The 11,691-nt window shown below is 66.6% G+C and carries 9 protein-coding genes, 1 pseudogene and 2 riboswitches; of the genes and pseudogenes, 2 read left to right on the top strand and 8 right to left on the bottom strand.

Annotated elements, in window-relative coordinates; all coding sequences use genetic code 11:
• From AC5RWD_RS07115 to mmsB, 3 genes and pseudogenes are all read right to left on the bottom strand, one after another.
• Positions 1 to 337: pseudogene (locus AC5RWD_RS07115) on the bottom strand (HNH endonuclease signature motif containing protein); the annotation flags it as partial.
• A 206-nt stretch (positions 338 to 543) separates the two neighbouring features.
• Positions 544 to 2,028 (bottom strand): CoA-acylating methylmalonate-semialdehyde dehydrogenase, encoded by a 1,485-nt coding sequence (locus tag AC5RWD_RS07110; RefSeq protein WP_494019343.1) that lies wholly within the window; start codon positions 2,026 to 2,028, stop codon positions 544 to 546.
• A gap of 48 nt (positions 2,029 to 2,076) precedes the next feature.
• Positions 2,077 to 3,036, bottom strand: coding sequence for a 3-hydroxyisobutyrate dehydrogenase (mmsB, locus tag AC5RWD_RS07105; RefSeq protein ID WP_494019342.1), 960 nt, complete (start codon positions 3,034 to 3,036; stop codon positions 2,077 to 2,079).
• A 55-nt stretch (positions 3,037 to 3,091) separates the two neighbouring features.
• Between mmsB and AC5RWD_RS07100 the strand changes: the two genes are divergently transcribed.
• Complete coding sequence (locus tag AC5RWD_RS07100) at positions 3,092 to 4,024, top strand: LysR family transcriptional regulator (protein ID WP_494019341.1); 933 nt, start codon at positions 3,092 to 3,094, stop codon at positions 4,022 to 4,024.
• Between the two features lie 53 nt (positions 4,025 to 4,077).
• Here the strand turns inward: AC5RWD_RS07100 and AC5RWD_RS07095 are convergent, their stop codons facing one another.
• The 4 genes from AC5RWD_RS07095 to AC5RWD_RS07080 all read right to left on the bottom strand — a co-directional run bounded on the left by AC5RWD_RS07095 (position 4,078) and on the right by AC5RWD_RS07080 (position 9,733).
• Positions 4,078 to 5,214 carry an alcohol dehydrogenase catalytic domain-containing protein gene (locus tag AC5RWD_RS07095; protein WP_494019340.1) on the bottom strand — a complete coding sequence of 379 codons (1,137 nt, stop codon included), beginning with the start codon at positions 5,212 to 5,214 and terminating at the stop codon, positions 4,078 to 4,080.
• A 113-nt stretch (positions 5,215 to 5,327) separates the two neighbouring features.
• Positions 5,328 to 6,710, bottom strand: coding sequence for an MFS transporter (locus tag AC5RWD_RS07090; protein ID WP_494019339.1), 1,383 nt, complete (start codon positions 6,708 to 6,710; stop codon positions 5,328 to 5,330).
• 257 nt (positions 6,711 to 6,967) lie between these two features.
• Positions 6,968 to 8,182: a homoserine O-acetyltransferase MetX gene (metX, locus tag AC5RWD_RS07085; RefSeq protein WP_494019338.1), complete on the bottom strand. Its 1,215-nt coding sequence runs from the start codon at positions 8,180 to 8,182 to the stop codon at positions 6,968 to 6,970.
• Between the two features lie 12 nt (positions 8,183 to 8,194).
• Positions 8,195 to 8,310: riboswitch (SAM riboswitch) on the bottom strand.
• Between the two features lie 106 nt (positions 8,311 to 8,416).
• The gene (locus tag AC5RWD_RS07080) at positions 8,417 to 9,733 is read right to left on the bottom strand and encodes a bifunctional o-acetylhomoserine/o-acetylserine sulfhydrylase (RefSeq protein ID WP_494019337.1); all 1,317 of its coding nucleotides are present in this window, start codon (positions 9,731 to 9,733) and stop codon (positions 8,417 to 8,419) included.
• Positions 9,734 to 9,775: 42 nt separating this feature from the next.
• Positions 9,776 to 9,892: riboswitch (SAM riboswitch) on the bottom strand.
• Positions 9,893 to 10,019: 127 nt separating this feature from the next.
• Between AC5RWD_RS07080 and AC5RWD_RS07075 the strand changes: the two genes are divergently transcribed.
• Complete coding sequence (locus AC5RWD_RS07075; protein WP_494019336.1) at positions 10,020 to 10,658, top strand: VOC family protein; 639 nt, start codon at positions 10,020 to 10,022, stop codon at positions 10,656 to 10,658.
• 168 nt (positions 10,659 to 10,826) lie between these two features.
• On the opposite strand, the gene AC5RWD_RS07070 is transcribed toward AC5RWD_RS07075, so the two are convergent.
• Positions 10,827 to 11,606, bottom strand: coding sequence for a CPBP family intramembrane glutamic endopeptidase (locus tag AC5RWD_RS07070; protein ID WP_494019335.1), 780 nt, complete (start codon positions 11,604 to 11,606; stop codon positions 10,827 to 10,829).
• Positions 11,607 to 11,691 lie beyond the last annotated feature (85 nt).

The following is an 11,691-nucleotide window of genomic DNA, read 5'->3' as shown; positions in this document are numbered from 1 at the left end:
GGACACCGGCGATCTCCGATGTCACGGCCATCTCCCTGACCGTACGGTCCTGCGGGGACGCGGCCGGTGGCGTCATGGCCTTCTCCACGTGGGCGTAACCGGCGACGAGCTGCACCTTCAGGGCCGCCACACGCGCTTCCATTTTGGCCAGCTCGGCCAAACCATCCAGGCACGCATCCGCCCGGTCCCGCAACGGATCAACACCGGCCCCGTGCACGCCCGACATCTGGCCACCCTCCAAGGGGCCATTTCCCATGGCGACCTCAACAAAAACAGCCAGCGCACCGACCGAGGCGCCGATAGCCTCCATCGTCTCCACAGCTGCACTGCTTTCCATACCCGGAGCATCTCACCGGGCACCGACATTTTTGCCGCGCAGGCGCGGAGCTGGGGCCAAACCTGTCCGTTCGCGCGAAATGCCTTACGGCGCCGGGAAAGGGAACAGCCCGCGGCCCGCTGCTTGTGGCTGCGGGACGCGGGCTGAGGCATCGGCCGGTGTTGACCGGCACAAACTCAAGTTTTGATGTAAACCGAGTTTCGAGTTTAGTCGATCTGCGGGAAGCCGAGATCAATGACCGAGGTGGCCGGGTCCGGCCAGCGCGTGGTGACCACTTTGCCCCGCGTGTAGAACCGGATGCTGTCCGGGCCGTACATGTGGGTGTCGCCGAACAGGGAGTTCTTCCAGCCGCCGAACGAGAAGGTGCCCACCGGGACGGGGATGGGAACGTTGATACCCACCATGCCGGCATCGACGTCGAACTCAAACTGCCGTGCTGCCCCGCCGTCCCGGGTGAAGATGGCCGTGCCGTTGCCGAACTCGTTCTCGTTGACCAGCCGGACGGCGTCGCTGTAGGTGTCGACGCGGACCACCGATAGGACCGGGCCGAAGATCTCGTCGTCGTACACCTTCATGCCCGGCTTCACGTGGTCAACCAGGCTGACGCCGATGAAGAAGCCGTTCGAATCGAACTGCTGCGAGCGCCCGTCAACGACGACCGTGGCTCCTTCGTTTTCCGCTCCCGCAACATAGGAGGCCACGCGGTCCCGGTGCTCCGCGGTGATCAGCGGACCCATCTGGGAGGACGGGTCGGTTCCCGGACCGATCTTGAGGGCCGCCATGCGGCTGGAAATCGCCTCGACCAGGTCGTCGGCGATGTTGCCCACCGCCACCAGGACGCTGACGGCCATGCAGCGTTCGCCCGCCGAACCGTAGGCAGCGGACACCGCAGCGTCAGCAGCCATGTCCAGGTCGGCGTCGGGCAGCACCACCATGTGGTTCTTTGCCCCGCCCAGGGCCTGGACCCGCTTGCCGTGGTCGGCTGCCCGCTTGTAGATGGACTGCGCGATGGGCGTGGAGCCGACGAAGCTCACCGCCTTGACGTCCGGGTGTTCGAGCAGGACGTCAACGGTTTCCTTGTCCCCCTGGACCACGTTCAGCACGCCGGCGGGCAGTCCAGCTTCGGCAAAGGCCTCGGCGATGAAGATGGCAGCGGAGGGGTCCTTCTCGCTGGGCTTCAGCAGCACGGTGTTGCCGCACGCCAGGGCGCTGCCGATCATCCAGAGCGGCACCATGGCGGGGAAATTGAACGGGGTAATGCACGCCACGGCGCCCACCGGCTGACGAACGGAGTGGACGTCGACGCCGCTGGAAACCTGCTCGGAACGCTCACCCTTGAGCATGTGTGACAGGCCGGTGGCAAACTCGATGTTCTCGAGGCCGCGGGAGATTTCACCCTCAGCGTCGGAGAGGACCTTCCCGTGCTCGCTGGTGAGAATGGCCGCGAGCTCGGGCTTGCGCTGGTTCAGGATCTCGCGGACCCGGAAGAAGATGTTGGTGCGCTTGGCCAGGCTGGTGGCCCGCCACGTGGGCAGCGCGGCACGGGCGGCCGCGATGGCCTCCTCGGTCCGGGACACGGAGGCGAGTGCCACCTGCTTCTCCTGCTCGCCGGTGGCGGGGTTGAAAACAGGGCCGAAACGTTCGGCGTCGCTGACGCGGCTGCCGTTGATGAAATGCGGAATGGTTTCCAAGGGAAAGTCTCTTTTCGTGCGTTGCTGACAGGTGCGTGGCTATGGGGATTACTTGGCTGACTCCAGCGAGCCGTCGGCGAGCTTGATGATCATCGAGCAGTCCTTGCCCGCCTCGCCGGCGTCGATGAGCTGCTGGAACAGCTGCTGGACGTGCTTGCCGATCTCGAGCGGCGTGCCGGTGTCCTCGGCGGCGCTGATGGCCAGGCCGATGTCCTTGTTGGCCAGTTCGGTGGTGAAGGTGGGCGCAAAGCCGTTGTTCGAAGCCGCGGTGGGAACGACGCCGGGGACCGGGTACCAGGTCCGCAGCGCCCAGGAGTCGCCCGAGGAGACGGACGCAATGTCCCAGAAGACCTGCTTGTCCAGGCCCAGCCGGTCCGCCAGGACGGCACCCTCGGCGGTGGAGGCGAGGTTGATGAAGAGCATCAGGTTGTTGCAGATTTTCGCTGCCTGCCCGGTGGTTGCGCCGCCGGTGGGGATGATGTTGGCTGCCATCGGGCGGATGTAGCCGGTGGCGTCTGCGACGGCGCCCTCCTCGCCGCCCACCATGAAGGTCAGGGTCCCGGCCTTGGCGCCGCTCATGCCGCCGGAGACCGGGGCGTCGACAAAGCGGAAGCCGGCGGCAGCAGCGGCGTCGTGCAGTTCCTGGGCGGATGCGATATCGATGGTGGAGGAGTCCACCAGCAGAGTGCGTGTGTCGGCATGGGCAAGGACGCCGTCGTTGCCAAGGTAGACCGCGCGGGCGTGCTCCCCCTTGGGCAGCATGGTGAACACTACGTCGGCGCCGTCGACGGCCTCGGCAATGCTTCCCACCGGCTTGACGCCGGCTTCCTCGGCCGCGGCGAGCGCCGCGGGGTTGAGGTCAAAACCGCGGACATTGTGCCCGGCCTTCACCAGGTTCGCGGTCATGTTGCCGCCCATGTTGCCGAGGCCGATCCAACCGATAACAGCCATGCGTAAGCTCCTTTGCTTCGGATCCGGCCGCCGGGACCGGAAGGTCTGTGTCCACAATCACACCCTGCTAGAGTGCAATCAAGGGGAAAAATCACAGACGGTATGTGCACTGATGCACACCGATGAAAGGCTTGCCGTGGACCTGAGGCGGCTTCCCAGCCCCGACGACCTGCTGATCCTGCTGACAGTGGCACGCCTGGGCAGGTTCAACGCGGTGGCGGAGACCCTGGGCACCACCCACACCACCATCTCCCGCCGGATCCTCGCCCTGGACAAGCAGCTGGGCGGACGCACCCTCGAACGCAGCCCGCACGGCTGGGAGCTGACCCAGCTCGGCACAGCCGCCGTGGAGGCGGCGGAGGCCATTGAGAACACCCTCGGCTCGCTCTCCGGCCTTATCAGCCAGGACCAGAGCGCCCTGTCCGGGCTCGTGCGCGTGGCAACGACGGACGGTGTCGGAGCCGTGTTCGTCACGCCTGCGCTGGTCCGGCTGCAGCAGCAGAACCCGCAGCTGAACATCGAGATGCTCAGCGCCACGCGGAAGGTCAGCCAGAACAGATCCGGCGTGGACCTGGAAATCGTGGTGGGCCGGACGGACGTCAGCAACGCCCAGACCATCTTCCTGAGCAACTACTACCTGCGCCTCTACGCCAGTGCCGGCTACGCCGCGGAGCACGGACTGCCGGAAACGCTCGACGACGTCGGGCAGCACGGCTTTGTCTCTTACGTTGAGTCCGCACTCCAGGTGGCGGAGTTGGGGCACCGCTGGTCCTCGCAGCTGCCGATGCCTACCTCGAGCTTCCAGGCCACGAGCGTGTTCGCCCAGCTGGAGGCCGTGCGGCAGGGCGCAGGCATCGGGCTGCTGCCGAACTTCATGGTGGCGGGGCAGCCGGACTTCGTTCCCGTGCTCGCCGACGACTTCGAGCGCCAGCTCCCCATCTGGGCGGTGGCGCGTCCGGAGTCCCTCCGCTCGGCCGCGGTGCAGGCGGTCATCGCGTCACTCAAGGAGGAAGTTAAGGCCCGGGCGGGGCTGCTGGCGGGCTGACGTGTCCCCCGCCAGGCTATGTCCCGTCATACCACTGCCAGGCCACGGCCCCGTCAGGCCTTGAACAGGCGCCGCACCACCTGCCCCGACGCCAGCGCATCCAGCCCCTCGTTGATCTCGGCGAGCGGCCTGGTGTCGGTGTGCAGCAGCTCCACGGGCAGCCTGCCCTCCCGCCAATAGCCCAGGTAGAGCGGGATGTCCCGGCCGGGAACGGCGTCGCCCATGTATGAACCGAGCAGGCGTTTGCCGGCTCCGGCGAACTGCAGCGCGGGAACCGTCAGCTCGGCTGACGGATGGGGCAGGCCGACCGAGACCACGGCGCCGCCCCGGGTCACATGCCCGAGGCACGCGGCAATCACTCCCGCCGAGCCGACCGCCTCGACGGCGACGTCGACCCCGTCGCCGGCGGCTTCCGCGATCAGCTTGGCCGCGTCCTCGGGCGTCCCCACGGCTGTGGCGCCGCAGTCGAGGGCGAGCTGGTGCTTGCCGGAATTGGGATCGATGGCGATCACGCTGCCGGCCCCGGCGAGGGAGGCAGCCATGACGCTGGAAAGGCCAACGGCCCCGAGGCCGAACACGGCCACCGACTGGCCGGCCGTGACAGCGGCGGTGTTGAGCACAGCGCCCATGCCGGTGAGCACGGCGCAACCGAACATCGCCGCGACGGTGTCCGGGACGTCGTCGTCAATCACCACCACCGATTCCCTGGCCACCACGGCGTAATCGGCGAAAGCCGAGACGCCCAGGTGGTGGTTGATCCGCTCCCCTGCCGGGGTCCGCAGCACCGCCTCGCCGTGGAGCAGGTCGCCGGATCCGTTGACCTCGGCCGCCCGGTGGCAGAGCGCGGGACGGCCGGACCGGCAGGCGCGGCAGTCCCCGCAGCTCGGCACGAACACCAGCACCACATGGTCGCCCACGGACACGTCGGAGACGCCGTCACCCACTAACACGACCCTCCCCACCGCCTCATGGCCCAGTGCCATGGGCAGGGGCCGGACGCGCGAACCGTCCACCACGGAAAGGTCTGAATGGCACAGGCTGGAGTACGTGATGGCAACACCCAGCTCGCCGGAGCGCGGCTCCGGCCGGTCCAGCTCCTGCACCACCAGGGGCCGGGCGTCCGTGTAGCTGGGCTTCTCCGACGCAGTGCCGGGGTTGGGGACGGCGGAGTAGAGGACTGCTGCTTTCATGGAAATCCTTGGTCTCGGTAAACGGGCAACTGCCCGGCCCCGCATGGGTGGCGGGTCCGGGCAGCTGTTGAATGCTCGTCATGGCCAGAGGTCAGGGCCTGGGTAAAGCCGGTCTACTTCTTGCCGGCGGCGAGCAGGTCGGCCGTGCCCTGGGCGTCGGCCGCGTCCACGTCGTGGAGCGAGATGCCGCGGGTTTCCTTCAGGAAGAACACCGCGACGGCGGTGATGACGCAGGCGATCAGCAGGTAGATGGCCACGGGAACGGAGGACTTGAAGGTGCCCAGGAGCGACGCGGCGATGATCGGGGCCAGCGAACCGGCAACGATGGAGGTCACCTGGTAGCCCAGCGAGACGCCGGAGTAGCGCATCCGGGTGGGGAACATTTCCGCCATGATCGCGGGCTGGCCGGCGTACATAAGTGCGTGGAACAGCAAGCCGATCATGATGGACGCCAGGATGATCACATCATTCTTGGTATCCATCATCGGGAAGGCGAAGAAGCCCCACGTGGCTCCCAGGATGGCACCGGCCATGTAGACGGGCTTGCGGCCGAAGCGGTCCGACAGCTTGCCGACCACCGGCACAGCGGCAAAGTGCACTGCGTGGGCGAGCAGGAGCAGCAGCAGGATCCGGCTCGTGTCGGCCTGGACCACCGTTTTCAGGTACGTGATGGAGAACGTCACCACGAGGTAGTAGAGGATGTTCTCGGCAAAGCGCAGGCCCATGGCAGTGAAAACGCCGCGCGGGTAGCGCTTGAAGACCTCGGCAACGCCGTAGCCCTTGTGCCCGGCCTCGACTTCCTTGCGGGCCTCGAGGAAGATCGGGGCGTCATTGACCTTGGTGCGGATGTAATAGCCGATCACGACGATCACCGCGGAGAGCCAGAACGCCACGCGCCAGCCCCAGCCAAGGAACGCTTCCTGGGTCAGGGTGGAGGACAGGATGAACAGCACGGCGGTGGCGAGCAGGTTGCCCATGGGCACGGCGGACTGCGGCCAGCTGGCCCAGAAGCCGCGGGACTTGCTGGGGCTGTGCTCTGCCACGAGGAGGACCGCGCCGCCCCATTCGCCGCCGACAGCGAAGCCCTGGGCGAACCGCAGGAAGACCAGGAGCGCGGGTGCCCAGTAGCCGATCTGCTGGAACGTCGGCAGGCAGCCCATCAGGAAGGTGGAGACGCCCACCAGGATGATGCTCAGCTGCAGCAGCTGCTTGCGGCCGAACTTGTCGCCGAAGTGGCCGAAGACGATGCCGCCGATCGGGCGGGCAACGAAGCCAACGGCGTAGGTGAGGAAGGCGGCGATGATGCCATCCAGCTCCGTGCCGGCATTGGGAAAGAATGTCTTGCCAAAGACCAGGGTGGCAGCCGAGGCGTACAGGAAGAACTCATACCACTCCACCACGGTGCCGGCCATGGACGCCGTGACGACTTTCTTCAGGCCTGAGGCCTTGATATCGGTTTCCTCTGTACGCCTTGCGGCGGAGCTTTCCGTACTCATTGCGAACTCCTTCGGCGTCTTCCTCGACACCACGGGGACCAGTCGGTGGCGAACGGGTGTGATGCGCACCACGAACGCCGGATTCAACGAGTATGGTCTGCCGAAGACGCAAGCTCAACGCCAAATAGTGCAGGGCACATCTGCATAAATGCACAGGGAGGAACCGGCATCGCCGCGCCACAGCAGGAAGACGGCCGCCGTGGAGGCACCGGCGTGGCCCCGGCCACGGTCGGGTTCCGGCCGAGCGGCGGCGCGCATCAATTGAGGAGGTGAGCCCTGAGCTGGGCGTTCAGCTGACCGATCTCCGTGAGGAACCCGTCGTGGCCGATCGGCGAATCGATCATGTGGACATCCACATTCCCCGGCAGGGCCTCGGCGAGTTCCAGCGACTGGGCGGGAAAGTACAGCCGGTCCGTCTCCACGGCGGCAACGAAGAAGTCTGCGGAGGCCCGCGCCAGGGCTTCCTTGAGTGTCCCCCGTCCCCGGGTGACGTCATGGCTCATGAGTGCTTCCGTGAGGGCGATGTAGCTGTTGGCGTCAAAGCGCCGGACCAGCTTGTTGCCCTGGTGGTCGAGGTAGCTCTCCACCTGGTACCGGCCGCGGCCCGCCAGGGCTTCGGCCTGCAACGGCTCTTCAGGGGTCTGGGCGTTCCTGCCGAACCGGAAATCCAGTTCGTAGGCAGACCGGTAGGTGATGTGCGCGATCCGCCGCGCGAGCGCCAGGCCCTCCGCGGGTTCGGGCCCGCCGTAATAGTCACCGCCGTTGAAATGGCGGTCCTGCCGGATGGCAAGGGTCTGCGCCTGGGCGAAGGCGATTTGTTCAGCCGTGCTCCTGGCGCCGACCGAGATGACACCGCAGCGGCGCACACGCTCCGGGAAGGTCACGGCCCATTCGAGGGCGCGGGCGCCGCCCATGGATCCGCCCACCACGGCGTGCCAGCTCGTGATGCCAAGCCGGTCGGCAAGCCTCGCCTCGGCGACGGTGGAGTCCCTGAGCGTCACCAGCGGAAAGCGTGAACCCCAGGGTTTGCCGTCCGGGGCGGTCGACGACGGTCCCGTGGACCCGTAACAGCCGCCCAGGATGTTGATGGAAATGACAAAGAACCTGTCAGTGTCCGCCGGCGCACCGGGCCCTGCGAGCTGTTCCCACCAGCCCTCCTCGTTTCCGGCACCCCGTGTGACGTGCGTGCTGCCGGTGAGGGCATGCTGAACGAGGATCGCGTTGGAACCGTCCGAGTTGAGCGTTCCCCAGGATTCGTAGGCCAGCGTCACGTCCGGCAGGAAGCCTCCGGCCTCCAGCTCCAGGCTGCCGATGTTGACATACCGGACTGTGCCATCCTCAGTGGTACCGCGGCCATCCTGACTCGTACGGCCGCCATCCTGATTTGTACCGCCGGGAACGGTGCCGTTCAAAGCAGTGCCGTGCGGAGCCCCGGCGGCCGGAAAGTCGGTGCTGCTGACAGAAATCGTCATGGGTAAACCTCTTCTACGCGCTTGCCCGCCGGCAGCTGTCCGGCAGGCCAGGTCTTCACCCGGGGCACCCCACCGCGGAAGGAGGGTTGCCGGCCAGCAAGCCGGGGCTGTCGCTGGCACTCATGACCTGTTGCCCAGTTTACGAAACAGGCGGACATCTTCGCGAAGAATGTGACGGCTGTGTGACTCCCGGCCCGCCGCCCGGGCCGGGAGTTCCACCCGCGGCACCGGAAATCAGGCGCCTTTCGCGGCGCGGAATCCGGCGTCGAGGTCGGCCAGGATGTCATCGATGTGTTCCAGGCCGACGGACAGCCGCACCAGGCCCGGGGCCACCCCAGCCACGCTCTGCTGCTCCGGCGTCAGCTGGCTGTGCGTGGTCGACGCCGGGTGGATGACGAGGGAGCGCACGTCACCGATGTTTGCCACGTGGGAGTGCAGCTCCAGGGCATCCACGAAGCGCTTGCCTGCCTCAGCCCCGCCGGCCACCGTAAAGGCCACCACCGCGCCGGTGCCCTTGGGCCCGTACTTCAGGCCGCGCTCATACCAGGGGCTGGACGGCAGCCCGGCGTAGGCTACGGACTCCACGTCGCTGCGGGCTTCCAGCCAGCCGGCCACCGCCACCGCATTGGCCACGTGGCGCTCCACCCGCAGGCTCAGCGTTTCCAGGCCCTGCGCAATGAGGAAGGCATTGAACGGGGACACCGCGGAACCCAGGTCGCGGAGCAGCTGGACCCGCGCCTTGAGGATGTAGGACAGGTTGGCTCCCAGGGCACCGTCCGCGCCGAGGTCGCGGGCGTAGACCAGGCCGTTGTAGGTGGGGTCCGGCGTGTTGAAGCCGGGAAAGCGCTCCGGGTCCTTGCCGAAGTCGAAGTTGCCCGAATCCACGATGACACCGGCAATGGCGGCACCATGCCCGCCCAGGTACTTGGTGGCCGAGTGCACCACGACGTCCGCGCCCCACTCGAGCGGCCTGATGAGGTACGGCGTGGACAGGGTGTTGTCCACGATGAGGGGAACGCCGGCCTCGTGCGCGGTCCGGGCAACGCCTTCGATGTCCAGGACGTCCTGCCGGGGGTTGGACACCACCTCGGCAAAGAAGAGCTTGGTGTTGGGCTGTACGGCGTCGCGCCACTGCTCAAGGTTGTCCGGGTCGGCCACGAACGTGACGGACACGCCGAACTTCTTCAGGGTGTGGGCAAGCAGGTTGTAGGTGCCGCCATAGAGGCTGGGGCTTGCCACCACGTGGTCGCCGGCCTCGGCGATGTTGAGGATGGCGTACGTTTCTGCGGCCTGGCCGGAGCTCAGGAGCAGCGCGGCGAGCCCTCCTTCCAGGCTGGCGATCCGCTGTTCAACGGCGTCCTGGGTCGGGTTGCCGATCCGGGTGTAGATGGGCGCGATCTCGGCGAGCGCGAAGCGGTCCGCCGCGCTTTCGGCGCTCGGGAGGACGAACGACGTCGTCTGGTAGATCGGCAACGACCGAGCACCGGTGGCATTGTCAGGCACCTGGCCGGCGTGGATCTGGCGGGTTTCGAACGACCATGCGTTGGACATGCAGGCTCCTCTGCTCAAGGGGCATGTGCTGGTCCCGGCACAGGCCCGCGCTTGCCGCCCGGCGGGCGCCGCGCAGCCAGGTCCTCACCCGGGGCACCCCGCCGCGGTGGAGGGTTGCCGGCCAGCGAGCCGGGGCTTTTTTCGCTGGCACTCATGACTGCGATCAGTGTAGGAACCGCACTGTTACGCGCACAGCTTTGTGACGAACTTCGTCAAAGTATGGACTTTTTTCCAAGTTAGGAGACCCTAAGCTGAGAGCCCCGTCACAAAGTGCCAAGATGAGGGCATGCGCATGGATCACGTCTCTTACGCCTGTGAACACGATGGCCTCGCGGCCACCACCGAACGTATCTCCTCTGCCCTCGGCGTCGAAGCCGTTAAGGGCGGAGTGCACCCCCGGTTTGGGACCCGGAACATGATTATTCCGCTGGCCGGCCACAAATACCTTGAGGTTGTTGAGGTCCTGAACCACCCGGCGTCGGACAAGGCGCCGTTCGGCCAGGCCGTCCGGGCCAGGTCCGCGGCGGGCGGCGGCTGGATGGGCTGGTGCGTCGAAGTGGACGACCTCGCCCCGTTCGAGGAGCGCCTTGGCCGCTCCGCCGTCAACGGCAACCGGAAGTTCCCCGACGGCCGGGAGCTGGTCTGGAAGCAGATCGGCATCCTGGGCCTGATCGCGGACCCGCAGGTTCCGTACATGCTCAAGTGGGAGGGCGATCCGGGACTGCACCCGTCCAACGCCTATGACAGCAATGTGAAGATGTCCAGCCTCACGATTGCGGGCTCTGCCGAGCGTGTGACCGAGTGGCTCGGCGAGCCCGTTGAACGGCCGCTTGAGGATGTCGCGGTGAACTGGGTGGCCCCGCACGGCACGCCGGGAATCCTCTCCGTCACGTTCGAAACCGCAGCGGGCGCCGTCACAATCTGACGCACTTCCTGCCCTTCACTTCGGCCGCCATCAGCGGGTGCCAACGACGCCACCCGCCGATGGCGGCCGAATCATTTTTAACGGCTGTACCCAGCCCCTCAGGATCACGAGAGCCTCAGGATCACCAGCCCCTCAGGATCACCAGCCCAGGACCTGGCCCCACGACGACTAGCCCAGCCCGACGGCCTTGCCGAACAGGCTGAAGCCCACGAACGCGACAATGTCCAGCAGGGCGTGCGCGATGACGAGCGGCATCACCCGGCGGGTTTTGGTGTAGACCCAGGCGAAGACCACGCCCATGATGGCGTTTCCAATGAAGGGCCCGAACCCCTGGTAGAGGTGGTAGCTGCCGCGGAGCATTGACGAGACAAAGATCGCCAGCGACGTGGACCAGCCGAACTTGGAGAACCGGTCCAGCAGGTAGCCCACCACGATGACTTCCTCCACGATCGCATGGCGCATGGCGGACAGGATCAGCACGGGCACCGTCCACCAGTAGGCGTCCAGGCCGCTGGGGATGATCGCCGTCGTGATGCCCAGGGCACGGCCGGCCGCGTACAGGCCCAGCGACGGGATGCCGATCAGGGCAGCCAGCCCGAGCCCCTGCAGCAGGTCCTTTCCGGGTCGGGCAAAGTTGAAGCCCAGCTTCTGGAACGCCGAACCGGCGTCATGGCCGGACCCGGAGTTCGCCCGTCTCTGGTCTGTCATGAAGTAGATCACCAGCAGGACGGGCACCAGGGCGAAAATGATGTCCAGCAGCTGGTAGGTCAGGTCGAAGTACTCGCGCGTGCTTTGTGACCTGTTCAGCGTGGACGTCCCCTGCGCCAGCGGTGCCCGGGTCATCTTGTCCAGCAGCTGCACCACGGAATAGACGGCGGACTGCCCCAGCGACAACCCCAGGACAATCCACACTTCAAACCGCAGCCGACGGCGGGAGGGAACCAACATGTTCCTATCTTGCCTCCACCTGCTGGTACTTTCCTGTCAGCTGCCGGTTCCTGCGTACTGTCAGCCTGCCGGTTCCTGTCCGGCC

Source organism: Arthrobacter sp. CMU6 (assembly GCF_059090205.1).
The sequence above is the reverse complement of the archived record's forward strand: the minus strand, read 5'-3'. Positions and strand labels throughout refer to the sequence as shown.

Bases quoted from the DNA above. Each gene is read 5' to 3' on its own strand.
- AC5RWD_RS07100 (WP_494019341.1), top strand. From the start codon at position 3,092: ATGCACACCGATGAAAGGCTTGCCGTGGACCTGAGGCGGCTTCCCAGC.
- AC5RWD_RS07095 (WP_494019340.1), bottom strand. From the start codon at position 5,214: ATGAAAGCAGCAGTCCTCTACTCCGCCGTCCCCAACCCCGGCACTGCG.
- AC5RWD_RS07090 (WP_494019339.1), bottom strand. From the start codon at position 6,710: ATGAGTACGGAAAGCTCCGCCGCAAGGCGTACAGAGGAAACCGATATC.
- metX (WP_494019338.1), bottom strand. From the start codon at position 8,182: ATGACGATTTCTGTCAGCAGCACCGACTTTCCGGCCGCCGGGGCTCCG.
- AC5RWD_RS07080 (WP_494019337.1), bottom strand. From the start codon at position 9,733: ATGTCCAACGCATGGTCGTTCGAAACCCGCCAGATCCACGCCGGCCAG.
- AC5RWD_RS07075 (WP_494019336.1), top strand. From the start codon at position 10,020: ATGCGCATGGATCACGTCTCTTACGCCTGTGAACACGATGGCCTCGCG.
- AC5RWD_RS07070 (WP_494019335.1), bottom strand. From the start codon at position 11,606: ATGTTGGTTCCCTCCCGCCGTCGGCTGCGGTTTGAAGTGTGGATTGTC.